This is a genomic window from Micromonospora sp. HB375 (genome assembly GCF_017872985.1).
GTDB classification, from domain to species: domain Bacteria; phylum Actinomycetota; class Actinomycetes; order Mycobacteriales; family Micromonosporaceae; genus Micromonospora; species Micromonospora chalcea.
Window position 1 is genome coordinate 6,826,363 of sequence record NZ_JAGGJO010000001.1, and the last position, 25,092, is coordinate 6,851,454.

Consider the following 25,092-nt stretch of genomic DNA (forward strand, 5'->3'; position numbering starts at 1 on the left):
GCGCGACCGGCGAATGCGAGAAGGTATTGCTCTCACGTCTGCGGTCGGTCGAGTGACGCCCCGCCTCAAGTCGGCACCGGCCACGATCGCAGCGCCTCCGACGTATTCCCCCCGGAGTAGCCTGTGGCTTCCTCGATCCTGAGACACCGCTCGGTGTCCGCCTTCGGCGCTGCCGTACTCGGCATCGCCACCCTGTTCACACCGGTGCCGGCGCTCGCCGCGCCGACCACCGCGCCCGCGCCCGACCACAGCACGATGGTCGGCGAGGTGCCCTCGGACAAGACGCCGAACATCAACGACGGCAACGTGGTGGCCATCCACGACGCCGGCAGCAAGGTGATCGTCGGCGGCTCGTTCACCAACGCGCAGAACCGGGGTTCCTCACCCACTCCGGTCGACCGGCGCGGGCTGCTCGCCTTCGACAAGGCCACCGGCAAGATCGACAATGCGTTCGCGCCGGTGCTGGACAACGACGTCACCGCCATCATCGCCGGCCCGACCCCTGGCACCGTCTACGTGGCCGGCAAGTTCAACAAGGTCGGCGACAAGAACTTCCGCAAGCTGGCGCTGCTGAACGTCGCCGACGGCACCCCCGTCGAAGGGTTCAAGGGCCCGGCGTTCAACGGCACCGTCAGCGACATCGCGCTCGTCGACGGCCACCTGCTCGTCGGCGGCATCTTCACCACCGTCACCGCGACGACCAACCGCAACGGGCTGGCCTCGCTGAACCCGACCACCGGCGCGGTGGACGACTACCTCACCGTGGCGCTGACCGAGAACCACAACTGGACCCCGACCAACAACGGGGCCTCGGCCGGTGTCGGCGTGGAGAAGTTCACCGTCTCGCCGGACGGCAAGCACCTCGTGGTCATCGGCAACTTCAAGAAGGCCGACGGCGTCGTGCACGACCAGATCGTGCGGATCAACCTCGGTGAGAACTCCGCGACCATCGCCGACTGGAACACCGACAGCTACGCCGCGGCCTGCAAGTACACCGCGTTCGACTCGTGGGTGCGCGACGTCCAGTTCTCCCCGGACAGCAAGTACTTCGTGGTCGTCACCACCGGCGCGTCCTACCCCGGCACGCTCTGTGACTCCGCGGCCCGCTGGGAGACCGACGCCACCGGCGCCGGCCAGAAGCCGACCTGGACGAACTTCAGCGGCGGCGACACCTTCCTCTCCGTCGGCATCAGCGAGAAGGCCATCTACGTCGGCGGCCACTTCCGCTGGTCGAACAACCCGCTCGCCCGGGACAAGGCCGGACCGGGCGCGGTGCCGCGTGCCAGCATCGCCGCCCTCGACCCGGTCAGCGGCCTGCCGCTGTCCTGGAACCCGGGCCGCCACCCGCGCGGCTACGGCGTCACCGAGATGCTGGTGACCCCGGAGGGGCTCTGGCTGGGCAGCGACCAGGAGTACATCGGCGACTTCGACTACCAGCGCAAGCGGCTCGCGTTCTTCCCGCTGGCCGGTGGCAACGCCCCGCACTCGACCAGCACCAAGGGCCTGCCGGGCAACGTCTACCAGGCCGGTCGCGCGGCGCAGACCGAGGTGCTCTACCGGGTCAACGCCGGCGGTCCGGCCATCCCGGCCACCGACGGCGGGCCGGACTGGGCCGCCGACAGCGAGGCCTCGCCGAGCCCGTACCACAACACCGGCAACAGCGTGACCACGTACCCGACGAACGCCACGTTCGACGCCACCGTGCCGGCGAGCACGCCGGCCACGCTGTTCAACTCGGAGCGGTGGGACGAGTCGACCGCGCCGGACATGCAGTGGGACATCCCGGTCGCGGCCGGCACCCGGATCGACGTCCGGATCTACATGGCCAACCGCTGGTCCGGCACGAGCAAGCCGGGTAACCGCAAGTTCGACGTCAGCGTCGACGGCGTGCTCAAGCTGAACGACTTCGACCCGGTCGTGGCCGCCGGTGGCACCGACCGCGGCACGATGCAGTCGATCTCCCTGGTCAGCGACGGCGTGGTCGACATCGACTTCGGCCGGGTGGTCCAGAACCCGCTGGTCCACGGCATCGAGATCGTCAAGACCGCGCCCACCCCGGACGCCTCGGACGTGCTCTACCGGGTCAACGCCGGTGGCGACCAGATGGCCGCGCCGAGCGGGCCGGCCTGGGCCGCGGACACCGCCGCCGCGCCGAGCACCTACCACAACACCGGCAGCCAGGTGACCAGCTACACCACCAACGCCGCGCTCGACGCCACCGTGCCGGCCGGCACGCCGGTGGAGCTGTTCAACTCGGAGCGGTGGGACGAGTCGACCGCGCCGGACATGCAGTGGGACTTCCCGGTTCCGGCCGGCACGCCGGTGCAGGTGCGCCTCTACCTGGCGAACCGCTACGCCGGTACCGCCACCGCCGGCAAGCGCAAGTTCAACGTCAGCATCGACGGCGTCGTCAAGCTGAGCAACTTCGACCCGATCACGGCGATCGGCGCAACCAACCGGGGCACCATGCGGGCGTTCCCGGTCACCAGTGACGGCAACATCGACATCGACTTCGGTCGCGTCCTGGAGAACCCGCTGGTGCAGGCCATCGAGATCGTCAAGCTGCCGCCGGTGCCGCCGTCCACCACCGTGGACAGCATCACCAAGCGGACGTACGACGGCGCGTCCTCGGTCGGCAACGCGATGTCGGTGCCGAACGGCGACAACACCGGCTGGTCGAACATCAAGGGCGCGTTCTGGGTCGGCGGTGACCTGTTCTACGGCGTCGGCGGCGACCTCTACAAGCGCTCGTTCGACGGCACCGAGTTCGGCACCGCGAAGAAGCTGGACCCGTACCACGACGCGAAGTGGGACCTGGTCGTCACCGGCTCCGCGCCGGAGGGCTCCACCTACGCCGGCATGACCGGCAACTTCTCCGCCGAACTGCCGAACGTGACCGCGATGTTCTACTCCAAGGGCCGGGTCTACTACTCGCTGGCCGGTCAGAGCACGCTGTTCTGGCGCGGGTTCGCGCCGGACACCGGCACCGTCGGCGCCGAGCGCAACACGGTCACCGGCACCACCGGCTTCGCCGACGCGGGCGGCCTGTTCCTGGACGGCGACACGCTCTACGTCGTCTCCCGGAGCACCGGCAACCTCGCCTCGATGGCGTGGTCGGGCGGCGTGCCGACCGGTACCGCCACGGTGCGCAGCGGTCCGAGCGTCGACGACGTGGACTGGCGCGGCACCTCGGTCTTCGTCGGCCCCTGACGGGCGGCACGACCGAAACAGAACACACACGACGATGGCCCGGCCGGTATCGGCCGGGCCATCGCCCTTCTCCGGCGCCCGTCGCGCCGGCCCGGTTCAGCTCCGGGTCGGCGCGTGCTGCCCCGCCCAGACCCGCATCAGATCCCGTACCGAGATCACTCCAGCCACCTCACGCCCGTCGAGCACGACCAGGTGCCGGAAACCGCCCCGGGCCATCGCCGCGGCGGCCTCCTCGACCGTCCAGTCCGGGCCGGCGTAGACGACGTCCCAGGTCAGGTGCGCGCCGGTGCGCTCGACATCCGGGTCGAGCCCGGCACCGATCGCCTTCAGCACGTCGCGTTCGGTCATGATCCCGACCCCTTCGGAGTCCGGGTCGATCACGACCGCCGACCCGACACCGCGGGCCGACATCATCCGGGCCGCCTGCCGGAGCGTGTGCTCCGGCCCGACCACGAGTACCTCGCTGGACATCGCTTCGCGTACCTGCATCACACATCACCCCTGTGGGACGGCGACTGAGTACGGACATGGTGGGCCCTCTATGCGTACCGGGACAAGGACGGGCATCGCCGGAGGCGGCGCGGATGGCTACTGTCGGAGGGTGCCCACCGAGCCCCTGCGCTGCGCCGGCGCGCTGATCGTCGACGACGACGGCCGCATCTTCATCCAACGCCGATCCCCCGACCGACGCCTCTTCCCGAACTGCTGGGACATCGTCGGCGGCCACCTCGAACCGGGCGAGGAGATCGACGACGCGCTGCGCCGGGAGGTCACCGAGGAGACCGGCTGGTCCGTGTCGCACGTACTCGGCCTGGTCGGTGAATACCGTTACACCGCCGACGACGGGCTGACCCGGGTGGAGACCGACTTCCTGGTCCGGGTGGACGGCGACCTGAGCCGCCCTCGGCTGGAGGCCGGCAAGCACACCGAGTTCCGCTGGCTGGCGGAGTCGGACGTCGACCTGCTCGACGAGCACCGGAACGTCAACGACGGGCTGATCCGGCGGATCGCCGAGGACGGCTTCGCCGCGCTGCGTTCGATCGGGCTGACGGGCTGAACCACTGCCGGTCGGCGCCCGGCGATATCCTCGCCGGGTGGAATCGGGTCGAGAAGAGGAGCGTGTCGGCATGATCGGGATGGTGCTCGCCGCGGGAGCGGGGCGCCGGCTGCGGCCGTACACCGACACCCTGCCCAAGGCCCTGGTGCCGGTCGACGGGGAGACCACCATCCTCGACATCGCGCTGCGCAACCTCGCCGAGGTGGGGCTGAACGAGGTCGTGATCGTGGTCGGCTACGCGGCCGACGCGGTGCGGCAGCGGCAGGCCGCCCTGGAGGAGAAGTACGGCGTCACGCTCACCCTGGTCCACAACGACAAGGCCGAGGAGTGGAACAACGCGTACTCGCTCTGGCTGGCGCGCGAGTACTTCTCCCGGGGCGTGTTGCTCGTCAACGGCGACACCGTGCACCCGGTGAGCGTGGAGAAGACGCTGCTGGCCGAGCGCGGGCCGGGCATCCTGCTCGCCGTGGACACGCTCAAGCCGCTGGCCGAGGAGGAGATGAAGACCACCTTCGACGCCGCCGGCCAGCTCACCCGCATCACCAAGCTGATGGACCCGGGCGAGGCGTACGGCGAGTACATCGGCGCGACGCTGATCGAGCCGCAGGTGGCCGAGCCGCTCGCGGACGCGCTGGAGGCGACCTGGCGGCGCGACCCGAACCTCTACTACGAGGACGGCTACCAGGAGTTCGCCGAGCGCGGCGGCGAGGTGCGGGCGGCCCCGATCGGTGACGTCTCCTGGGTCGAGGTCGACAACCACGCCGATCTGGCCCGGGCGCGGGAGATCGCGTGCCGCTACTAGCCCGCAGCATCCTCACCCCGCTGCACATCGACGTGCGGCGGGGCGCGGTGGCCGACCTGGCGGCGATCCTCTCCGACGGGCGGATCTCCGCCGGTGGCGACGTCGCCGTGGTGGTCGGGCCGGGGCAGGGCGAACGGATCGCCGAGCTGATCCGGCCGTCGTTGCGCTCGGCCGACGTGTTCACCGTGGCCGGGGGGACGCTGGACGCCGCCGACGACCTGGGGACGAAGCTGCGCGCCCGGTCGTACGACGCGGTGGTCGGCATCGGCGGCGGCAAGACGATCGACGTGGCCAAGTACGCGGCGACCCGGCGCGGGCTGCCGATGGTGTCGGTGGCGACGAGCCTCGCCAACGACGGCATCGCCTCCCCGGTCGCCAGCCTGATCACCGAGGGCCTGAAGGGCTCCTACGGCGTGCACATCCCGATCGCCGTGATCGTGGACCTGGACTTCGTGGAGGCCGGGCCGGAGCGGCACAACCGGGCCGGCATCGGCGACGTGGTCAGCAACATCAGCGCGCTGGCGGACTGGGAACTGGCCCGGCGGGTCCGCGGTGAGCGGGTCGACGGGCTGGCCGCCTCGCTGTCGCGCGCGGGCGCCGAGGCGGTGCTCAACCACCCGGGTGACATGAACGACGACGGCTTCGTCACGGTGCTCGCCGACGCGCTGATCTCCAGTGGCCTGGCGATGGCGATCGAGGGCACCAGCCGGCCGTGCAGCGGCGGCTGCCACGAGATCATGCACGCGATCGACGCGCTGTTCCCCGGTACCGCCTCGCACGGCGAGCTGGCCGGGCTCGGCGCGCTGTTCTGCACGTACCTGCGCGGCGACGAGCGCCGGTTCGCCGAGATGACGGCCTGCCTGGCCCGGCACGGGCTGCCCCGGCTGCCGGCCGAGGTGGGGCTGACCGACGACCAGTTCGTGGAGGCGGTGCAGTTCGCGCCGGCCACCCGGCCGGACCGCTACACCATCCTCGAACACCTCGCGATGTCGGCTACCGAGACGCGGGAGCGGCTGGCAGACTACGCCGGTGCCCTCCGCGACCACCTTGGCTGAGCCCCGTCCCACAGTCGCCGACTTCCACCGGGTCAACCGGGGAGGCGGCCTCTTCAGCGAGTCGATCAGCCAGTGGATCGGGGCGGCCTTCGCGCTCGTCGCCCAGCGCCTGGGGTTGCGCCCGACCGCGCTGACGCTGGCCAACCTGGTGCTGGGGCTGGCCGCCTCGGTCACCGTGGTGGCGCTCGCCGACGACGTGGCCGCCGGCACCGTTGCGGCCTGGGCGGTCGGGCTGTTCGCGCTGGTCGCGTGGCAGATCGCGTACGCGCTGGACTGCGCCGACGGGCAGCTCGCCCGGGTGACCGGGCAGGGCAGCGCGGCCGGCGCCCGGATCGACGTGCTCTGCGACGTGGCCGCCCAGATCGCGCTGGTCGCGGCCATCGGCGCGACGGCGGTGGCGCAGCGCCCGTCCACGCCGGTGTGGCTGGTGGCGGTGTTCGCCGGCACCTGGATGGTCAACCTGGTGACGTCGGTGATGCAGTCCGGGCCGAACGCGGCGAGCATGGTCACCTCGACCTCGCTCCCGGTACGCCTGGTGAAGCTGGTCCGCGACTACGGCGCGGTGATCTTCGTGGCCGGTCTGGTGCTGGCTTTCGCGCCCGCGCTGGCGTTCTGGGTGATGGTCGCGTTCACGACCGTCAACGGCGGCTTCCTGCTGGCGAGCATCGCCTTCTCCGCCCGCGCCTCCCTGCGGTAAGGAAGGGCCCCTTCTTAACGCCTCGTGCACAAAAAGGGGCCCTTCCTAACACCCGGGCTCAGCACACCTGGGCTCAGCGCGCGGGGCGGCCTCCGGGGGCGGCCAGGCCGGCGTAGATGTCGATCAGGCGCTTGGTGATCACGTCGGGGTGGAACGTGCGCTCGTACCGGCTCCGGGCCGCCGGAGCCAGCGCTGTCGCCTCGGCGGCGGCCAGCGGCAGCGCGGCGGCCAGCGCGTCGACCTCCGGCGCCACCACCCAACCCGCCTCGCCGCGCTGCACCCCGACCGGCAACGCGACATGCCCGTCGCCGGGCGCGGCGGTGGCCACCTCGGCCGGGCCGGTGCCGGCGGGCTCGCGCGGGCCGTCCGCACCCACCAGGTACGGGATGCCGCCCAGCGCGGTGCCGAGCACCGGCCGCCCGGACGCCAGCGCCTCGATGATCACGGTGGGCAGCACGTCGTGCCAGGTGGAGGTGGCCAGCACCACGGAGCTGTCGGCCAGCGCCGCGCGTACCCCGGAGCGGTCGAGCTGGCCCAGGTAGAGCACGTCGGGCCGCTCCGCGGCGGCCGCCTCGGCGAGCGGGCGCAGCTCGCCGTCACCGGCGATGCGCAGCGGGCCGAGCGCACCCACCGGATGCCGCCGCCACGCGGCGAGCAGCAGGTCCAGCCCCTTCTCCGGGCTGAGCCGCCCCATGAAGAGGAAGCCGTTCCCGACCGGCGCCGGGGTGCCCGGGTCGGGTACCGCGTTCGGCTTGACCACGATCCGCTCTTCCGGAATGCCGTAGTCGCGCAGATGATCAGCCACAGCCGTGGTGAGCGCGATGTACCGGTCCACCGACTTCCAGGTCGGGCGGTGCACGGCGAGTGTGGTCGCCATCAGCGCGCTCTGCGCCCGCGAGTTGCGGTAGCAACGGTGCACGATCGCCGGCACGCCCAGCGCCCGGCCCCGGCAGTCCTGGCAGATCACGCCGTCGCGGAAGTACAGCCCGGAGGAGCAGACCTGCCGGTAGTTGTGCACGGTCTGCACCACCGGCACCCCGCGCTTGTGCGCGGTCCGCACCACCCAGGGCGAGAGCAGAGGGTACGGGTTGTGCAGGTGCAGCACGTCCGGCCGGTGCTCGGTCAGCAGGCGGTCGAGGTCGTGCTGGGCCTTCGGGGCCCAGATCGGCGAGATCGGCAGCAGCGCCTTGGCCGGCTTGGACATCGACGGGATCTCGTCGGAGCTGCGCAGGAACGGCAGCACCTCCACGCCGGCGGCGGTGAGCTGGGCGATCTCCGCGTCGACGATGGTGTTCTCGCCGGAGGGCTGGGCTTCCCGGTACCGGTTGTGCGCCACCACGATTCTCACGGGAAAGAAGGCTACCGTTGGACGATGCCCGAACTTCCGGAGGTGGAAGCGCTCGCCGGTTACCTGCGCGAGCGTGCGGTGGGCCGCCGCGTGGAGCGGTTCGAGGTCGCCGCGATCAGCGCGCTCAAGACGTACGACCCGCCGCCGAGCACTGTCGCCGGCCGTACGGTCACCGGTGCCGGCCGGTACGGCAAGTTCCTCGATGTCCGGTTCGACGAGGGACTGCACCTGGTGGTCCACCTGGCCCGGGCAGGCTGGCTGCACTACCGGGAGGCGTTCCCGGCGGCGACCCCGCTGCGGCCCGGCAAGGGCCCGATAGCGGTGCGGGTACGCCTCGACGACGGCTCCGGCTTCGACCTGACCGAGGCAGGCACCCAGAAGAAGCTGGCCGCCTATCTGGTCACCGACCCGGCGCTGGTGCCGGGTGTGGCGAAGCTCGGGCCGGACGCGCTGGAGGCGGATCTGCCGACCTTCGCCGAGCGGCTGCGCAGTCGCCGGGGCCAGGTGAAGGGCGTGCTGACCGACCAGTCGGTGCTCGCCGGGGTGGGTAACGCGTACTCCGACGAGATCCTGCACGCGGCGCGGCTGTCGCCGTTCGCGATCACCGACCGGCTCACCGACGACCAGCTCGCCGGCCTGCACGCGGCGACGCGCACGGTCCTCGGCGACGCGGTACGCCGGTCGATGGGCCAGCGGGCGGCGGAGCTGAAGGGCGAGAAGCGCTCCGGGCTCAAGGTGCACGCCCGCAAGGGCCTGCCGTGTCCGGTCTGCGGCGACACGGTGCGTGAGGTCTCGTTCGCCGATTCGAGCCTCCAGTACTGCCCCACATGTCAGACCGGCGGGAAGCCGCTGGCTGACCGAAGGTTGTCCCGTCTCGTACGGTGAGTAACCGCACCCGGCGATTACTGAGTGGAATCGACCCGGGATCGCCGAAGGTCCGGGTCCGCCCCTCTACCCGAGTGGTCATCCATCGGTATAGTGGCTCGGTCCCCGGCTTCACAACTGATTCGGAGCCGGCCAGATCTCACCGAGCACCAGCGGCACGGCTTCTTCGCGGGGGCCGGTCCGGGCCGGGCCCGCGTGGGAGACTGGGACGGTGAGCGACCCGGATCCTCACGGCGAGTGAGGGTGCGGGTCATGCGGGAGGACATGGGTTGAGGTGACGACAAGCCTCCAGCGCCCGGTAACCGACAGAGGCCGGAGCAAGAGCGTGCGGCACGTCGACAGCTTTGAGATCCAGCCGCCGACTCCGCCGTCGCACAACGGCGTACCCCGGTCGGCGTGGGCCCGCGCCCGGCGCCGGGTCTCCCGGTGGCACCGGCCCTACATCCTGTTCCTGCTGCTGCTCGACTTCGGCGCGGCGGCTCTGGCCAGCTTCCTGGCCGTGCAGATCTTCGAGCAGGCGGCCTCCGGTTTCCGGGACGCGCCCGAGGCGTGGTTCTACACCGTGGCGTTCCTGCTGCTGCCGCTCGGCTGGGTGCTCATCCTCTGGGGCAACCGGGCGTACGACCGGCGCTACCTCGGCCTCGGTCCGGACGAGTTCAAGCGGGTGATCCGCTCGGGCCTGGCGGTCGCAGCGACCGTGTCGTTCCTCGCCTTCGCGACGAAGACCACACTGTCCCGGTGGACCGTCGGCTTCGCGCTGCTCGGCGCGCTGCTGCTGATCCTGCTCGGCCGCCTGATCGCCCGGGCCGCCCTGCACGGGCTGCGCCGCCGGTTCGGGCACGCCGGGCACCGGATGGTGCTCGTCGGCACGCTGCCCGAGTGCCTGGAGGTCTACACCACTGTCACCCGGCACCCGTCGGTCGGCCTGATCCCGGTGGCCATCCACCTCACCGACGGGTACGCCGCCGCCCGCGGCCTGGAGACCCCGGTGCCGGTGTACGCGGGCCGCGACGTGCTCGCCCTGGTACGTGAGGTCGGCGGCGACACCATCGCGGTCTGCGGCTCGGCCAGCGCCGAGCCGGGCGAGCTGCGCCGCCTGGCCTGGCAGCTGGAGGGCTCCGGCGTCGACCTGGTGGTCGCGCCCCAACTCACCGACATCGCCGGTCCCCGGGTGCACATCCGCCCGATCGAGGGCCTGCCGCTGCTGCACGTCGAGGAGCCGACCCTGTCCGGGCCGGCGCTGCTGGTCAAGAACCTGATGGACCGGGTGGCCGCCGGCCTGGGCCTGCTGATGCTGGTCCCGCTCTTCGCCGCCATCGCCCTGGCCATCCGGATCTCCGACCCCGGGCCGGTCTTCTTCCGCCAGCCCCGCGTCGGGCACGAGGGGCGGACGTTCCGGGTCTGGAAGTTCCGGACCATGTACGTCGACGCCGAGGAGCGGCTCGCCGGTCTGGTCGACCGGAACGAGACCGACGGCATGCTGTTCAAGATGAAGCAGGACCCCCGGGTCTTCCCGGTGGGCCGCTTCCTGCGGGCCACGTCGCTGGACGAGCTGCCCCAGCTGATCAACGTACTGTGGGGCGAGATGTCGCTCGTCGGCCCGCGCCCGCTGCCCGCCGACGACGGCGACTTCCTGGGCGACGTACGCCGCCGGCTGCTGGTCCGGCCGGGCATGACCGGGCTGTGGCAGGTGTCCGGCCGCTCCGACCTGTCCTGGGACGAGGCGGTCCGGCTCGACCTCTACTACGTCGACAACTGGTCGCTGGCGTACGACCTGAGCATCCTGTGGCGGACCGTGGGCGTGGTGCTGGCCCGCAAGGGCGCGTACTAGCGCTACCGGGCCGGCACCCGGCAGGATCGCTGCGTGGGTGGCAACCTCTCCGCCGTCTTCGCCGTCGTCTCGCTCGTGACCGCGTTGGCGGCGGCGCTCTGGGCGGTGCTGCGGCTGCGTGGCCGGCGGGGCATCGCCACGGCGACGCAGCGCGCCACGTACGAGGTGCTGCACACCGCAGGGCTCGCCGCCGAGCCGCTGCGCGCCGGGCTGACCGCCGCGGACGCGGCGAAGGCCGTACGCCATCTGCGGGCCCTGGTGGGCGCGGCCGGACTGGCGCTGACGGACCGGGACACGCTGCTCGCCGTCGACGGGCAGGGCGCGCACCACGGCGATCAACTGGTCGCGGCGGCCCGGCGCGCGGTCGGCAGCGGGCGTTCCACCGTGCTGGGCGAGTCGGAGCTGCGCTGCGACCTGGTCGACTGCCCGGTCCGCGGCGCGGTGGTGGCGCCGCTGCGCGCGGACGGCCGGGTGGTCGGCGCGCTGGTGGCGGTGGCCGGCGAGCGGCCGGCCCCGGGTCTGGTGCAGGCCACGCTGGAGACCGCGCACTGGGCGGGCGACCAGCTCGCCCTGGCCGAGCTGGAGTCGTCGCGGGAGCGGCTCGCCCGGGCCGAGGTGCGCGCGTTGCGCGCCCAGATCAGCCCACACTTCATCTACAACGCGCTGACCGCGATCGGTTCGTTCGTGCGTACCGACCCGGAGCGGGCCCGGGAGCTGATCCTGGAGTTCGCCGAGTTCACCCGCTACTCGTTCCGGGCGCACGGCGAGTTCACCACGCTCGCCGAGGAGCTGCGCTCGATCGACCGCTACCTGACCATCGAGCGGGCACGGTTCGGCGAGCGGCTCCAGGTGCGCCTGCAGATCGCCCCCGAGGTGCTGCCGGTGACGCTGCCGTTCCTCTGCCTGCAGCCGCTCGTGGAGAACGCGGTCCGCCACGGGTTGTCCCGCAAGCCGGGCACCGGCATGGTGAGCATCGAGGCCCGGGACGCGGGCGCGGAGTGTCACATCACGGTGGAGGACGACGGGGTGGGGATGGATCCGACGACGCTGACCGCCGGGATCGCCGAGCTGTCCGGGGCGGGCAGCGACCCGGCCGACGACCCGGGGCAGCACGTCGGCCTCTCGAACGTCGACGAACGGCTCCGGTCGGTCTTCGGGGACGGGTTCGGCCTGGTCGTCGAGACCGGCCTCGGCTCGGGTACGAAGGTGAGCATGCGGGTGCCGAAGTTCCACCCCGGCGTACGGGTTTCCTCGTGACGGGGTTCCTTCGGGTGCTGGCGGTGGACGACGAGCCGCCCGCGCTGGACGAGCTGGCGTACCACCTGCGCGCCGATCCCCGGGTGGCCCGGCTGCACACGGCGGGGGACGCGACAGAGGCGCTGCGGGTGCTCCGCGACGACGACGTGGACGTGGTGTTCCTCGACATCCGGATGCCGGGGCTGGACGGCATGGAACTGGCCCGGGTGCTGCGCCGGTTCGCCCGTCCGCCGGCGATCGTGTTCGTCACCGCGTACGACGACGGCGCGGTGGACGCGTTCGACCTGGGCGCCACCGACTACGTCCGCAAGCCGGTACGCGCCGAGCGGCTGGCCGAGTCGCTGCGCCGGGTGATCGGCGCCCGGGTGGTGCCGTCGCACCCGGCCGCGCTGGCCCGGGCGGAGGAGGATCCGACCATCCCGATCGAGCTGGCGGGCACCACCCGGATGCTGCCCCGTTCGGCGGTGCGGTGGGTGGAGGCGCAGGGCGACTACGCGCGCCTGCACACGGCGGACGGGTCGCACCTGGTCCGGGTCTCGCTGGCGACGCTGGCCGAGCGCTGGGCCGATGCCGGGTTCGTCCGGATCCACCGTTCGTACCTGGTGCAGTTGCGGCTCATCGCCGAGTTGCGGCTGGTCAACTCCGGCTATGTGGTGGTGATCGACGGATCCGAGCTGCCGGTGAGCCGCCGGCACACCCGGGAGCTGAAGGACAAGCTGGTACGCGCCGCGAAGCAGGACTGGAGTCGCTGAGGGACGGGCCACCGCCGACGCTGGCGTACAATGTACGGCAGACCGTACGACAGGGTGGGGGACCGCATGTCCGACGACCGCTTCGACGCCGCCGCAGAATTCGACAGCCAGCTCGACCGCCTCGTTCAACTCGGCTATCCGGCGCTGGCCGGGCAGACCGAGGAGACGTTCCGCGCCCTGCTCAGCCCGCTGCGCGACGCGGCGGTCACCGGTTCCGCCGGGCTGCGCGGCCCCACCGAGGGGCGGGTGCCGTTCCTGCTGGTGACCACGCGGGAACTGGTGCCGGTGCCGGAGCGGATCGCGCTCACCACGCTCGCCGGCAAGCGCAAGACCGGCATCCTCGACCGGAACTTCCCCGCCGACGACCTGCCCACCTTCCACCCGATCAAGGAGCTGGAGGTGCCGGCCGGGCCCGCGTACCTGCTCTTCGACGTGGACCGGGGCGAGGAGTACCGCAACGTGGCGCCGTCGGCCGCGCTGGAGGACATGACCGCGAAGGACCGGCTCCCCATCACCATCGACGAGGGCCTGGCGTTCGTCACGCTGTACCCGGAGGCGCTGGCGAGCAACAGGTGCTTCTCGCTGGTGGGCTCGCGCTGCGGTGACCGGCGGGTGCCCGCGCTCTGGATCAGTCAGGGCGCGCCGAAGCTCGGGTGGTGCTGGTTCGGCAACCCGCACACCTGGCTGGGCTCGGCGACCTCGAACCCGGTACGGGTGGGACTCGGCTGACGCCCAAGCGGGATCAGGGCGCTCAGAAGATCTCGGCGACCGGCAGGACGAGCGGGAACGGCTGGTCGGCGCGGCACACGTCGGCGGTGGAGAGCACCGCCGCCTCGCGGTAGCGGCCGTCGACGTTCTCCAGCACGGTCAGGGTCTCCTTGCGCGGCTCGACGAGCCAGTAACGCGCGATACCGGCCACGCCGTACTCGTGGCGCTTGAGGACCAGGTCACGACCGGCGTTGCCGGGCGAGACGACCTCGACCACGAGCAGCACGTCGGCCGGGGCGAGGGCCGGGCCACCCCGCTCCAGTGCCTCCTCGCGGGCGACGAAGACGTCCGGCACGAAGTAGGAGGAGCGCTTCGCGCTGACGCCGACGTCCTGCCCGACGAGCAGACCGGCCGGAGCCTGCCGGTCGAGGAGCCGGCGGAGACGGTTGGCGATCGCGCCGTGCCGGACGTCGGCGTGTGGGGACACGAGCAGGCTCCCGTCGAAGATCTCGTAGTCCTGGCCGTCCTCGGGGAGGTCCTGGAGGTCGTCCACCGTCCAGACGTCGCCGGTGCCGGGTCGTGCCGGGCTGGTCACTGTCACACCTCCTCTCTACCGGCTCACCCTGACACCCCGCCCGGTCGTCCACAACGACTCCGCGCCGTCCACCGGGTTATCCACAGGGGTGAAGCGTTATCCACAGGTTGTGCACAAGGCGCAACGACGCGGTCTTGACAATTCGGCTCAGCGGGCGAGACTGCCGGGGGTGACCGGAGCCGAGGAACAGCATCCACCGGGGCGGCCCGTCGAGACCGCCCCGGTGCCCGGCCCGCGCGCGTCGCCGGCGCCCGCCCCCCGGCAGCCGGAGAGCCCGCAGCCGGCCGCCACCCCGCAGCGGACCCGGATCGTGCTGGCCGAGGTCTCCCGGGCCGGCAGCCCGGCCGACCGCACCCGCTCCGAACTGGCCCAGCAGACCCCTGTGGGCGAGACGCTGGTGCAGGGACTGATGCGGGCCCAGCTCTCGCTCGCGTTGCGGCTCAGCCTGCTGGTGATGATCGGGCTCGGCGGCCTGCCGTGGCTGTTCGCCATCGCGCCCTCGGTCGGCCGGGTCACGGTGCTCGGGGTCAACCTGCCGTGGCTGCTGCTCGGCGTCGTGTCCTTCCCGTTCCTGATCGTGGTCGGGTGGGCGTACGTGCGGCTGGCCGAACGCAACGAGCAGGACTTCGTCGACCTGATCCGACGGCCGGAACGCTGATGTCCAACGGGTACGTGGTCCCGGCGATCGTCGCCGTCACGCTGGTCACCGTCGGCATCGGTTTCTACGGGCTGCGGCTGGCCCGCACCACGTCGGACTTCCTGGTCGCCTCCCGGGCGGTCAGCCCGACCTGGAACGCCGCCGCGATCGGCGGGGAGTACCTGTCGGCCGCGAGCTTCCTCGGCGTCGCCGGGCTGATCCTCAAGTACGGCGTGGACGTGCTCTGGTACCCGGTCGGCTTCGCCGCCGGATACCTCGCGCTGCTGCTGTTCGTGGCCGCGCCGCTGCGCCGCTCCGGCGCGTTCACGCTGCCCGACTTCTGCGAGGTACGGCTCGGCTCCCGGCGGCTGCGGACGCTCGCCACCGTCTTCGTGATCTTCATCGGCTGGCTCTACCTGGTGCCGCAGTTGCAGGGCGCCGGGCTGACCCTGGCCACGCTCACCGGCTCGCCGTACCCGCTCGGCGCGCTGCTGGTCGCCGTGGTGGTGACGGCGAACGTGGCGCTGGGCGGCATGCGGGCGATCACCTTCGTGCAGGCGTTCCAGTACTGGCTGAAGCTCACCGCGCTCGCCGTACCCGCGATCTTCCTGGCGTTGCAGTGGCAGGCCGACGCCCGCCCGGCGGTGACCCCGCCCGACGGGCCGACGTTCCGGACCGCGACCACCGTCGTGGTCGAGCACCGCGCGACGCTCACGCTGCCCGACGGCGACATCCGGGAGGTACGCCCCGGCGACCGCCTCGAATTCGCCGCCGGTGACCCGGTGCCGGAGGTGTCCGGCGCGGCGACCGGCCCCGCCGAGTGGCTGCTGCCGGACACGGCGGGGGAGAACGACAGAGGGCTGTTCGCCACGTACTCGCTGATCCTGGCCACGTTCCTCGGCACCATGGGCCTGCCGCACGTGCTGGTCCGCTTCTACACCAACCCCGACGGCGCCGCCGCCCGCCGCACCACGCTCGTGGTGCTGGCGCTCGTCGGCGTCTTCTACCTGCTGCCCACCGTCTACGGCGTGCTGGGCCGCATCTACACGCCGCAACTGCTTGTCAGCGGCCAGACCGACGCGGTGGTGGTGCTGCTGCCCGGGGCGGCGCTCGGCGACGGCACCACCGGCCGGCTGCTCGCCGCGCTGGTCGCGGCCGGCGCGTTCGCGGCGTTCCTGTCCACCTCGTCCGGCCTGCTCACCAGCGTCGCCGGGGTGATCTCCACGGATGTGCTGGGCCGCGGCTCGGTACGCGGCTTCCGGCTCGCCACGGTGATCGCCGGCGGGGTGCCGGCGTTGCTCTCGCTGAACGTCTCCGGGCTGGACGTCTCGCAGGTGGTGGGGCTGGCGTTCGCGGTGGCCGCGTCCAGCTTCTGCCCGCTGCTGGTGCTCGGCATCTGGTGGCGCGGCCTGACCGACCTGGGCGCCGCCGCCGGGGTGCTGGTCGGCGGCGGCGCGGCGGTCGGCGCGGTCCTGCTCACCGTGCTCGGCCCGCCGCTGACCGGATGGCCGGCGACGCTCACCACGCAGCCGGCCGCGTGGACGGTGCCGCTGGCGTTCGCGGTGATGGTGCTCGTCTCCATGGCCAGCCGGCGGCGTCTCCCGCGTGACGTCGGCGCCACCATGCTCCGCCTGCACACCCCGGAGTCGCTGCGCCTGTGAGGCGGGGCCGCGCTCGCTCGGCCCCGCCTCACCTCCGCGCACCCGTCAGCAGGTGTCCGTGCCGGCACACAGCCGGTTCGCCACCGACCGGGCGGTACGACGGGCCTCGGTGGGCGTGGTCTGGGAGTCGAGGCGGAGCTGCGCCACCAGATCGCCCTGCCGGACGACGAGCCAGCGACCGGGCCGCCCTCCGACGTCGCTTCCCACGAGAACGCCGTCGTCACCGCCGAGCGACTCCGCCATGATCGACAGCGAGTCGCCCGGCTGCTCCATCTCGCAGCCCGTGACCAGCTTGCGGAGATTCTTCATCACCGTGGTGGCGGACGTGCCCGAGTGCCGGGTCACCCGCTGGACGATCCAGTCGGTGGGCGAGTTGAACGCCACCGACCGGGTGGCCACCTCCCCGTCGGACAGCGTCGGCGACTCGTTCACGCAGAAGGAGGACATGAACTCCAGGGACCAGTCACCGCCCACCTTTCCCGTCTGCATCGTGAAGCCCGTCGGCAGGTCGGCGAGCTGGAGCGTCGCCGCCGCCGGAATCGTCCGGCTCGGCGTACGGCTGGTCGGCCCGCCGCCGATGCTGGCGGCCGGCTCTCCCGCGGTGCGACTCGGCGTCGGCGCCCCGCTCGCCGACGGCTCGGCCGACGGCGTGGTGCTCGGCGTGGGCGCCGGCGTCGGCGTGATCGGTTCGACTGTCGCCGGGGGCACCGGCGGCGGTGCGGCGTCCGGACGGGCCAGCACCACACCGGTCGCCACGACCGCGACGGCGACCGCGGCGGCCAGGCCGGCGGCGAGCTGGGTACGCCGGGCCCGTTGCCGCCCTCGGCGGCGCACCTGCTCGGTGGGCGCCCAGATCAGGTCCTCGGTGTCCTGGTAGAGGTCGGAGAAGATCGGGTCAGGCATTGCGGACCTCCTCCGGGAAGTTCACGTCGAGCAGGGCGGCGAGAGCCTTGCGGCCCCGGGCCAGGCGGGCCTTGACGGTGCCGCTCGGCACGCCGATCTGCGCCGCGATCTCCGCGACCGACAGGTCGGCCAGGTGGTAGAGGACGATCGCCTGCCGCTGGTCCGCCGACAACTGCCGCAACGCGCTGACCAGCGCGACAGTGTTCTCGGAGGGTGGCCGGACCGGAGGTGGTGGTCCGTGCCGCCGGTAGGCGACCACGCTGTTGCGGACCTTGCGCCACCGGTTGACCAGCAGGCGGTGCCCGACGGTGCGCACCCACGCCTCCGGGTCGTCGTACGTGCCGACCTGGGACCAGCGCTGCCAGGCCCGCGCGTACGCCTCCTGGGCGGCGTCCTGCGCCTCGCTCCGGTCGCCGCCGAGCGCGTACAGCACTGTCACCACGCGTTGTCTGCTGTTCCGGTAGAACTCCTCGAACCCACTGTCCGGATCCATCTCTCTCCCCGCTGCCGTTCGTACGCCTGACACCCCCCGCCGTGGTGGGCGGTTGCACGCCGTCGGCGATCCGACTCGTACCTCTCAGGGATGAGGCGAGATCATCCTGCCGTCCGAGCAGCCGTTGGGCGGGGACCGATACGGTCGGACCATGACCGACCAGCACCCCGCGCTCTCCCTTCGTGGCCTGGCCAAGCGCTTCGACACCAAGATCGCGGTGGCGGGCGTCGACCTCGCCGTGCCGACCGGCTCGTTCTACGGCCTGCTCGGACCGAACGGGGCCGGCAAGACCACCACGCTCTCCATGGCCGTCGGCCTGCTGCGGCCCGACGCCGGTGAGGCGCGGGTGCTCGGGTACGACGTCTGGGCCGACCCGGTACGCGCCAAGAGCCTGCTCGGCGTGATGCCGGACGGCGTACGCCTCTTCGACCGGCTGAGCGGGGCGGAGCTGCTCGCGTACCACGGTCTGTTGCGCGGCATGGACCCGGCGGTGGTCGACCAGCGGGCGGCGGAGCTGCTCGACGTGCTGGCGCTCTCCGACGCCGGGCGCACGCTCGTCGTCGACTACTCGGCCGGCATGAAGAAGAAGATCGGCCTGGCCTGCGCGTTGCTGCACGGCCCGCGCCTGCTGGTGCTGGACGAGCCGTTCGAGGCGGTCGACCCGGTCTCGGCCGCGCTGATCCGGGACATCCTGCACCGGTACGTCAGCGGCGGCGGCACGGTGATCTTCTCCAGTCACGTGATGGAGGTGGTCGAGCGGCTCTGCTCGCACGTGGCGATCCTGGCCGAGGGCCGGATCAAGCGGGTCGGCACGCTCACCGAGGTGCGCGGCGACCGGTCGCTGGAGGACGTGTTCGTGGAGGTCGTGGGCGGCCGGACCGCCACCGGGGAGGAGCTGTCGTGGCTGTCCCGGTGACCGCCCCCGAGCGGCCGGCCCGGCGCGTGTCGTCCCGGCACTTCGTCCGGCTCAAGCTGCGGGTGCTCGGCAACAACTTCCGGGGCCAGAAGTGGCGGATCGCGCTGTTCGTGCTGGGCCTGCTGCTCGGGCTCTGGTTCGCCGCCGTCGGGTTCTTCCTGCTCGCCACGCCGGGCCTGGCCGACGAGCCCCGGTACGCCCTGATGGTGGCCGCCTTCGGCGGTGGTCTGCTCACGCTCGGCTGGCTGCTCCTGCCGCTCGTCTTCTTCGGCGTGGACGAGACGCTCGACCCGGCCCGGTTCGCGCTGCTGCCGTTGTCCCGCCGCACCCTGGTCACCGGCCTGCTCGCCGCCGCCCTGGTGAGCGTGCCCGCGCTGGCGACGGCGCTCACCGCGGCCGGTCTGGTGGTCACCGCCGGGCTGCTGGGCGGCTGGTCAGCCGCGGTGGTCGGCGCGCTCGGCGTGGTCGCCGGGCTGCTGGTCTGCCTGGCCGGGGCCCGCGCGCTGACCAGCGCGTTCGCCACGATGCTGCGGTCCCGCCGGGTACGCGACCTGGCGGCGGTGCTGCTCGCCGTCCTGGCCGCCCTGCTCGGGCCGTTGCAGTTGCTGGTGCTCGCCGCGGTGCAGCAGACCGACTGGGACCGGCTGGACGGGGTGGCCCGGGTGGTCGGCTGGACGCCGTTCGGCGCGCCGTGGACGGTCGGCGTCGACGTGGCCGAGGGCCGGGCCGGCGCGGCGGTCGCGAAGCTGCTGATCGCGGTCGCGACGCTCGGCGTACTCCTGTTCTGGTGGTCGCGGTCGCTGGAGTCGGCGATGGTGGGCGCGGCGAGCGCCGGCCCTTCGCGCGCGCCGCGCGGCGTGGCCGGCGGCGCGGTCACGCAGTTGTTCCCCCGCGCGGTGGGCTGGGCGCGGCGGGACCGGTTCGGGGCGCTCGTCGCCCGCGAGTGCCGCTACTGGTGGCGGGACGCGCGGCGGCGGGCCAACCTCATCACGGTCGCCGTGGTCGGTGTGTTCGTACCGGTGATGGTCAACCTCGGCGGCGTCTCGTTCTCCACCGAGGGCGGGGCGGAGTTCGGTGGCGGCGACTCCTCACCGGCGCTGGTCAGCCTTTCCATGATCTTCGTCGGGGTGCTCGCGTCGCTGACGCTGGCCAACCAGTTCGGCTTCGACGGCAGCTCGTACGCCGCGAACCTGGTCGCCGGGGTGCCCGGGCGGGTGGAGCTGCGGGCCCGGATGACCGCGTTCTCGATCTACGTGGTGCCGATGCTCGTCGTGATCGCGGTCGCGCTGGCGCTCTTTCTGGGGCGTCCCGCATGGCTCGGCGTGATGGGTGGCGCGTTGGCCGCCGCGTACGGCTGCGGGCTGGCGATCAACGGGTTCGTGTCGGTGCTCGGCGCCTACTCGCTGCCCGAGTCGAGCAACCCGTTCGCCATGAACAGCGGCGCGGGGTTCACCAAGGGCCTACTCACGCTGGTTTCCATGGTCGCCTCCGCGGTGGTGGCGGTGCCGTTCGTGGTGGCCGCCGCGCTGCTCGGCGACGTGTGGCTGTGGCTGGCGCTGCCGATCGGACTGGCGTACGGGGTGGGCGCGGCGCTGCTCGGCGCGTACCTCGCGGGGGACACACTGGACCGCCGGCAGCCGGAGCTGCTGGCCACCGTCACGCCGAGGCGCTGATGCCGGTCGTCGAGGCGGTCACCACGGTCCCGATCCCGCCGGAGCTGGCGTTCGCGGTCTCCCAGACGGTCGCGCCGGTCCGCTACCGCTGGGATCCGTTCGTCCGTGAGCAGCACTTCGTCGACGGCGCGACGGCGCCCGGCCGGGGCGTGCGCACGTACACCCGCTCCCGGCACGGCCTGGTCATGGTCAGCGAGTACGTCTCCTGGTCACCGCCGACGAACGTCGGCATGAAGATGGTGCGCGGGCCGTGGTTCTTCGAGCGGTTCGGCGGCGGCTGGCGCTTCGCGCCCGGCCCCGAGGCCGGCACCACGATCGCGACCTGGCGGTACAACTTCCGCTGCCGCCCGGCGTTCCTGCGCCCGGTGGCCGAGCGGATCGGGGTGTGGCTGCTCGGGCGCGACATCCGCCGCCGGATCGCCGGGTACGCGGCCGGATGCGCGGACCCGGAGGTGCTGGCCGCCGCCCGCCGCCTGCTCGCCGACGGCTGATCCCGGTTACGCGGTGCGGCGCATCGCCGCGTAGACGTGGTGGCCGTCGCCGACGCTCGTCATGGTGACCAGCTCCCAGCCGTAGTTGGACAGGTGCTCGACCGCTTCCATCAGCGGCTGGAACGCCCGGCGGCCCCAGGTGTTGTTCGCCCGGACCAGCAGGTGCCGGTGTGGATAGGCACGCAGGTCGACCTGGCCGCCGAGGACGGCGTCGGCGGCGACGACCCGTTCCTGGGCGAGTTGCTGCGGGGGGATGAGACTCATGCCCGGCAGGGTATGGCGTTGCGTCGAACCCCGCCCGGCAGCGGGCGGCACAATGTTTCACGTGAATCCAGAGCCGGGCGCGCAGATCCATTCCACCGACCCGTTCGCGGCGCCGGCCGGGCAACGCTCGCCGGTACGGCGGCTGCGCGGCCGACTGGCGGCCCCGGTGACGCTCTGGACCGCGCCCGGCCCGGCCGGGCTGACCGTCTCGTCCACGCTGGTCGCCGAGGGCGAGCCGGACCGGCTACTCGGCCTGGTCGACGCGGAGTCGGACCTGTGGGCGGCCATCGAGGAGGCGGGGCGGTTCGCGGTGGCCCCGCTGGGCCCGCAGCACCGGCAGCTCGCCGACCGCTTCGCCGGCCTGTTCCCGTCGCCCGGCGGCCTGTTCGCGCTGGACGCCTGGACCGAGACGCCGTACGGGCCGGTGCCGGCGGACGCCGGCGGGTGGGCGGGGTGCCGGCTCGACACCGCCCGGGAGTACGGCTGGGGCCTGCTGGTCGAGGCCACCATCGAATCGGTGGACCTGCCCCGGGACACCCTACCGTTGCTGCACTACCGCGGCCGCTACCGCGAGCTGACCGACTGACCCACCCGGCGGTCGGGGTGACCGGTTAGCGGAGTGACGTGGGTCACTCGGCGCAGCCGGGGCGCCGTTCGGCGCAGCCGTTCGCCGCCGGGCGGCGGAGCCTTCCCGGGCGGGGAGCGCGCTCTCTACCGTGCGCGAAACTCCCCCCACGCCTGCGAAGGTGGTGATCCACAGATGTCCACGGACACACCCGCGTCCGCGCCCGCCGAGTCGGCGGCGGAACGGTACCTCGCCGTCCAGCGGTCCGACGAGTTCGCCGGGTTGCGGCGCGCGCTGCGCGGCTTCATCTTCCCGATGACCGTCGCGTTCTTCCTGTGGTACGCGCTCTACGTCATCCTCTCCGCGTACGCGCGGGGATTCATGGGCACGAAGCTGATCGGCAACATCAACGTCGCCCTGGTCTTCGGCCTGCTCCAGTTCGTCTCCACGTTCGTCATCGCCTGGCTCTACTCCCGGTTCGCCAACCGCCGGATCGACCCGGTCGCCGACCGGATCCGCGACGAGATCGGGGAGGTGACCCATGAACACGGTCCTCGCGGCTGAGGCGGGCAGCACCACCGCCCGGAACCTCACCATCACGCTGTTCCTGGTCTTCGTGGCGATCACGCTGGCGATCACCGTATGGGCCAGCCGGCAGACCAAGACCGCCACCGACTTCTACGCCGGCGGCCGGTCGTTCTCCGGTTTCCAGAACGGCATGGCGATCGGCGGCGACTACATGTCGGCGGCGTCCTTCCTGGGCATCGCCGGCATCATCGCGCTCTACGGCTACGACGGCTTCCTCTACTCGATCGGCTTCCTGGTCGCCTGGCTGGTGGCGTTGCTGCTGGTGGCGGAACTGCTGCGCAACTCCGGCCGGTACACGATGGCGGACGTGCTGGCGTTCCGGATGCGGCAGCGGCCGGTCCGGACCGCGGCGGCGGTCTCCACCATCACCGTGTCGATCTTCTACCTGCTGGCCCAGATGGTCGGCGCCGGCGCGCTCGTCGCGCTGCTGCTCGGCATCAAGCCGGGCACCACCTTCCTCGGCATGGACGCCGACACCGCCAAGGTCGCCACGATCATCATGGTCGGCGCCCTGATGATCATCTACGTGACGGTCGGCGGCATGAAGGGCACGACGTACGTGCAGATCGTCAAGGCGTTCCTGCTCATGGGCGGCGCGCTGGTGATGACGCTGCTGGTGCTCGCCAAGTACAAGTTCAACCTGTCCTCGCTGCTCGGCGACGCGGCCAGCGCCTCGGGCAAGGGAGCGGCGTTCCTCGAACCCGGGCTGCGCTACGGCGTGGAGACACCCGGCGACGCGCTGAAGACGTTCTACAGCAAGATGGACCTGCTCTCGCTGGGCATCGCGCTGGTCCTCGGCACGGCCGGCCTGCCGCACATCCTGATCCGCTTCTACACCGTGCCGACCGCGCGGGCGGCCCGCAAGAGCGTGCTCTGGGCGATCGGCATCATCGGTGCGTTCTACCTGCTCACCCTGGCCCTCGGCTTCGGCGCGGCGGCGATCGTCGGCGGGCAGGCGATCACCGAGCAGGACAAGGCCGGCAACACGGCCGCGCCACAGCTGGCCGAGGCGCTCGGCGTGGACTTCCTCGGCGGGAACCTGGGCGGGGCGACACTGCTGGCGATCATCGCGGCGGTCGCGTTCGCCACGATCCTCGCCGTGGTCGCCGGGTTGACGTTGGCGTCGTCGTCCAGCCTGGCGCACGACTTCTACGCCAACGTGGTGAAGAAGGGTGAGGCGTCGGAGCGGCAGGAGGTGAACGTCGCCCGGATCTCCGCGCTGGTGATCGGCGCGGTCTCGATCGTCCTGTCCATCTTCGCGCAGAACCTGAACGTGGCGTTCCTGGTCGCGCTGGCGTTCGCGGTGGCCGCCTCGGGCAACCTGCCGGCGATCCTCTACAGCCTGTTCTGGAAGCGGTTCAACACCTCGGGCGCGGTCTGGGCGATCTACGGCGGCCTGCTCTCCGCCGTGCTGCTCGTCTTCTTCTCGCCGGTCGTCTCCGGCGCGCCGACGGCGATGTTCCCCGACCACGACTGGCACTGGTTCCCGCTGTCGAACCCGGGCATCATCTCGATCCCGTTCGGCTTCCTGTGCGGCTGGCTCGGCACGATCCTGTCCAAGGAGAGCGACGAGGAGAAGTACGCGGAGCTGGAGGTGCGCTCGCTCACCGGAGCCGGCGCGCACTGATCGGCACGTCGAGCGGGGCCCCTGCCGTACGCGGGGGCCCCGCCTCGCGTGTATAGGCTGACCGCCATGAAGGTCGCTCCCCGCTTCGGTAGCGGACACCGCATCCTGGTCACCGGCGGCGCCGGTTTCGTCCCGTCCCACCTGGTCGACCGGCTCGTCGAGCGCGGCTGCACGGTAGTGGTGCTGGACAACTTCGTCACCGGGTCCAAGGAGAACGTGGCCCACCTGCTGGACAAGCCGACCTTCACGCTGGTCGAGGCGGACATCTCCGACGGCCTGCCGCACCACCCGGCGATGGCCGAGCGGTTCGACGCGATCCTGCACATGGCGTCCCCGGCCAGTCCCACCGACTTCGAGAAGCTGCCGGTGGAGATCCTCCGGGTGGGCTCGGTGGCGACGCTGGCGCTGCTGGAGCGGGCCACCGACGACGGCGCGCGATTCCTGATGGCCTCCACCTCCGAGGCGTACGGCGACCCGAAGGAGCACCCGCAGCGGGAGACGTACTGGGGCAACGTCAACCCGATCGGCATCCGGAGCGTCTACGACGAGGCGAAGCGCTTCTCCGAGGCGGCCACCATGGCCTACCACCGCAGCCGGGGCACCGACACCGCGATCGTGCGGATCTTCAACACGTACGGCCCGCGGATGCGTCCGGACGACGGCCGGGCCATCCCGACGTTCATCTCCCAGGCGCTGCGCGGCGAGCCGATCACCGTGCACGGCACCGGCAACCAGACCCGCTCGATCTGCTACGTCGACGACCTGGTGCGCGGCATCCTGCTGCTGCTCGACTCGACGCAGACCGGTCCGATCAACTGCGGCACCGAGCACGAGATGTCGATGCGGCAACTGGCCGAGACGATCGTGTCACTCACCGGAAGCACGTCCGAGGTGAGCTACATCACTCGCGCCTCCGATGACCCGGAGATGCGCCGACCGGACCTGACCCTCGCCCGCGAACTGCTCGGATATGAGCCGAGCGTCACTCCCGAAGACGGACTCCGGCGCACGATCGAGTACTTCCGCGGGCGGCTCGGGTACTGAACCGCCCGGGACGCGGCTGACATCGGCGCGCGT

Annotated in this window: 25 protein-coding genes; 19 read left to right on the forward strand and 6 right to left on the reverse strand. The window is 72.0% G+C overall.

The window, feature by feature from the left end; all coding sequences use genetic code 11:
* Positions 1-123 precede the first annotated feature (123 nt).
* Entirely contained in the window at positions 124-3,210 is a 3,087-nt protein-coding gene (locus J3R08_RS30450; RefSeq protein ID WP_113974516.1) for a malectin domain-containing carbohydrate-binding protein, read from the forward strand.
* Between the two features lie 96 nt (positions 3,211-3,306).
* On the opposite strand, the gene J3R08_RS30455 is transcribed toward J3R08_RS30450, so the two are convergent.
* A complete protein-coding gene (locus J3R08_RS30455) occupies positions 3,307-3,699 on the reverse strand; it encodes a cyclic nucleotide-binding/CBS domain-containing protein (protein ID WP_030499400.1) in 393 nt (130 codons plus the stop codon).
* A 112-nt stretch (positions 3,700-3,811) separates the two neighbouring features.
* On the opposite strand from J3R08_RS30455, the gene J3R08_RS30460 reads away from it, so the two are divergent.
* The 4 genes from J3R08_RS30460 (at position 3,812) to J3R08_RS30475 (ending at position 6,821) form a co-directional block, all read left to right on the forward strand.
* Positions 3,812-4,267 (forward strand): NUDIX domain-containing protein, encoded by a 456-nt coding sequence (locus J3R08_RS30460; RefSeq protein ID WP_223201280.1) that lies wholly within the window; start codon positions 3,812-3,814, stop codon positions 4,265-4,267.
* A 70-nt stretch (positions 4,268-4,337) separates the two neighbouring features.
* A complete protein-coding gene (locus tag J3R08_RS30465; protein WP_043327756.1) occupies positions 4,338-5,069 on the forward strand; it encodes a sugar phosphate nucleotidyltransferase in 732 nt (243 codons plus the stop codon).
* Positions 5,057-6,124 (forward strand): iron-containing alcohol dehydrogenase family protein, encoded by a 1,068-nt coding sequence (locus J3R08_RS30470; protein ID WP_209963737.1) that lies wholly within the window; start codon positions 5,057-5,059, stop codon positions 6,122-6,124. Before J3R08_RS30465 ends, J3R08_RS30470 begins: the two co-directional genes overlap by 13 nt.
* Positions 6,099-6,821 (forward strand): CDP-alcohol phosphatidyltransferase family protein, encoded by a 723-nt coding sequence (locus tag J3R08_RS30475; RefSeq protein WP_209963740.1) that lies wholly within the window; start codon positions 6,099-6,101, stop codon positions 6,819-6,821. The genes J3R08_RS30470 and J3R08_RS30475 overlap by 26 nt, the downstream gene beginning before the upstream one ends.
* 73 nt (positions 6,822-6,894) lie before the next feature.
* Here J3R08_RS30475 and J3R08_RS30480 read toward each other — a convergent pair whose 3' ends face one another.
* Positions 6,895-8,169 carry a glycosyltransferase gene (locus J3R08_RS30480; RefSeq protein WP_209963743.1) on the reverse strand — a complete coding sequence of 425 codons (1,275 nt, stop codon included), beginning with the start codon at positions 8,167-8,169 and terminating at the stop codon, positions 6,895-6,897.
* A gap of 24 nt (positions 8,170-8,193) precedes the next feature.
* Between J3R08_RS30480 and J3R08_RS30485 the strand changes: the two genes are divergently transcribed.
* The 5 genes from J3R08_RS30485 (at position 8,194) to J3R08_RS30505 (ending at position 13,623) form a co-directional block, all read left to right on the forward strand.
* Positions 8,194-9,054 carry an Fpg/Nei family DNA glycosylase gene (locus tag J3R08_RS30485; RefSeq protein WP_030499405.1) on the forward strand — a complete coding sequence of 287 codons (861 nt, stop codon included), beginning with the start codon at positions 8,194-8,196 and terminating at the stop codon, positions 9,052-9,054.
* A 325-nt stretch (positions 9,055-9,379) separates the two neighbouring features.
* On the forward strand, positions 9,380-10,885 hold the full coding sequence (locus J3R08_RS30490) for a sugar transferase (protein ID WP_069089258.1): 1,506 nt from the start codon (positions 9,380-9,382) through the stop codon (positions 10,883-10,885).
* A gap of 33 nt (positions 10,886-10,918) precedes the next feature.
* Positions 10,919-12,142, forward strand: a complete 1,224-nt coding sequence (locus J3R08_RS30495; protein WP_064448098.1) for a histidine kinase — start codon at positions 10,919-10,921, stop codon at positions 12,140-12,142.
* Positions 12,139-12,894 (forward strand): LytTR family DNA-binding domain-containing protein, encoded by a 756-nt coding sequence (locus J3R08_RS30500; protein ID WP_113974511.1) that lies wholly within the window; start codon positions 12,139-12,141, stop codon positions 12,892-12,894. Before J3R08_RS30495 ends, J3R08_RS30500 begins: the two co-directional genes overlap by 4 nt.
* A 66-nt stretch (positions 12,895-12,960) precedes the next feature.
* Positions 12,961-13,623, forward strand: a complete 663-nt coding sequence (locus J3R08_RS30505; protein WP_245254841.1) for a DUF5701 family protein — start codon at positions 12,961-12,963, stop codon at positions 13,621-13,623.
* 22 nt (positions 13,624-13,645) lie between these two features.
* On the opposite strand, the gene J3R08_RS30510 is transcribed toward J3R08_RS30505, so the two are convergent.
* Positions 13,646-14,197 carry a Uma2 family endonuclease gene (locus tag J3R08_RS30510; protein WP_187692711.1) on the reverse strand — a complete coding sequence of 184 codons (552 nt, stop codon included), beginning with the start codon at positions 14,195-14,197 and terminating at the stop codon, positions 13,646-13,648.
* Positions 14,198-14,504: 307 nt separating this feature from the next.
* Here J3R08_RS30510 and J3R08_RS30515 point away from each other — a divergent pair, with 307 nt between their 5' ends.
* Together J3R08_RS30515 and J3R08_RS30520 are read left to right on the forward strand one after the other, a co-directional pair.
* Positions 14,505-14,855, forward strand: coding sequence for a hypothetical protein (locus J3R08_RS30515; RefSeq protein ID WP_051611565.1), 351 nt, complete (start codon positions 14,505-14,507; stop codon positions 14,853-14,855).
* Positions 14,855-16,495, forward strand: a complete 1,641-nt coding sequence (locus tag J3R08_RS30520; RefSeq protein WP_113974508.1) for a cation acetate symporter — start codon at positions 14,855-14,857, stop codon at positions 16,493-16,495. Before J3R08_RS30515 ends, J3R08_RS30520 begins: the two co-directional genes overlap by 1 nt.
* A 45-nt stretch (positions 16,496-16,540) precedes the next feature.
* On the opposite strand, the gene J3R08_RS32320 is transcribed toward J3R08_RS30520, so the two are convergent.
* On the reverse strand, positions 16,541-17,398 hold the full coding sequence (locus tag J3R08_RS32320) for a hypothetical protein (RefSeq protein ID WP_064448094.1): 858 nt from the start codon (positions 17,396-17,398) through the stop codon (positions 16,541-16,543).
* The gene (locus tag J3R08_RS30530; protein ID WP_043327745.1) at positions 17,391-17,891 is read right to left on the reverse strand and encodes a SigE family RNA polymerase sigma factor; all 501 of its coding nucleotides are present in this window, start codon (positions 17,889-17,891) and stop codon (positions 17,391-17,393) included. The genes J3R08_RS32320 and J3R08_RS30530 overlap by 8 nt, the downstream gene beginning before the upstream one ends.
* Positions 17,892-18,042: 151 nt before the next feature.
* On the opposite strand from J3R08_RS30530, the gene J3R08_RS30535 reads away from it, so the two are divergent.
* The 3 genes from J3R08_RS30535 to J3R08_RS30545 are packed head-to-tail and all read left to right on the forward strand — an operon-like array spanning position 18,043 to position 20,971.
* A complete protein-coding gene (locus J3R08_RS30535) occupies positions 18,043-18,807 on the forward strand; it encodes an ABC transporter ATP-binding protein (protein ID WP_043327744.1) in 765 nt (254 codons plus the stop codon).
* Positions 18,792-20,480: a hypothetical protein gene (locus tag J3R08_RS30540; RefSeq protein ID WP_064448093.1), complete on the forward strand. Its 1,689-nt coding sequence runs from the start codon at positions 18,792-18,794 to the stop codon at positions 20,478-20,480. The genes J3R08_RS30535 and J3R08_RS30540 overlap by 16 nt, the downstream gene beginning before the upstream one ends.
* The gene (locus J3R08_RS30545) at positions 20,480-20,971 is read left to right on the forward strand and encodes an SRPBCC family protein (RefSeq protein ID WP_043327742.1); all 492 of its coding nucleotides are present in this window, start codon (positions 20,480-20,482) and stop codon (positions 20,969-20,971) included. The genes J3R08_RS30540 and J3R08_RS30545 overlap by 1 nt, the downstream gene beginning before the upstream one ends.
* A gap of 6 nt (positions 20,972-20,977) precedes the next feature.
* Here the strand turns inward: J3R08_RS30545 and J3R08_RS30550 are convergent, their stop codons facing one another.
* Entirely contained in the window at positions 20,978-21,235 is a 258-nt protein-coding gene (locus J3R08_RS30550) for a hypothetical protein (RefSeq protein ID WP_043327741.1), read from the reverse strand.
* Between J3R08_RS30550 and J3R08_RS30555 the strand changes: the two genes are divergently transcribed.
* From J3R08_RS30555 to J3R08_RS30570, 4 genes are all read left to right on the forward strand, one after another.
* On the forward strand, positions 21,225-21,821 hold the full coding sequence (locus tag J3R08_RS30555; RefSeq protein WP_374102394.1) for a flavin reductase family protein: 597 nt from the start codon (positions 21,225-21,227) through the stop codon (positions 21,819-21,821). The two genes, J3R08_RS30550 and J3R08_RS30555, sit on opposite strands and share 11 nt — an antisense overlap.
* Before the next feature lie 174 nt (positions 21,822-21,995).
* Positions 21,996-22,364, forward strand: coding sequence for a DUF485 domain-containing protein (locus J3R08_RS30560; protein ID WP_030499418.1), 369 nt, complete (start codon positions 21,996-21,998; stop codon positions 22,362-22,364).
* On the forward strand, positions 22,342-24,015 hold the full coding sequence (locus J3R08_RS30565; RefSeq protein WP_043327738.1) for a cation acetate symporter: 1,674 nt from the start codon (positions 22,342-22,344) through the stop codon (positions 24,013-24,015). Before J3R08_RS30560 ends, J3R08_RS30565 begins: the two co-directional genes overlap by 23 nt.
* Before the next feature lie 66 nt (positions 24,016-24,081).
* Positions 24,082-25,059 (forward strand): NAD-dependent epimerase/dehydratase family protein, encoded by a 978-nt coding sequence (locus tag J3R08_RS30570; RefSeq protein ID WP_104115643.1) that lies wholly within the window; start codon positions 24,082-24,084, stop codon positions 25,057-25,059.
* Positions 25,060-25,092 lie beyond the last annotated feature (33 nt).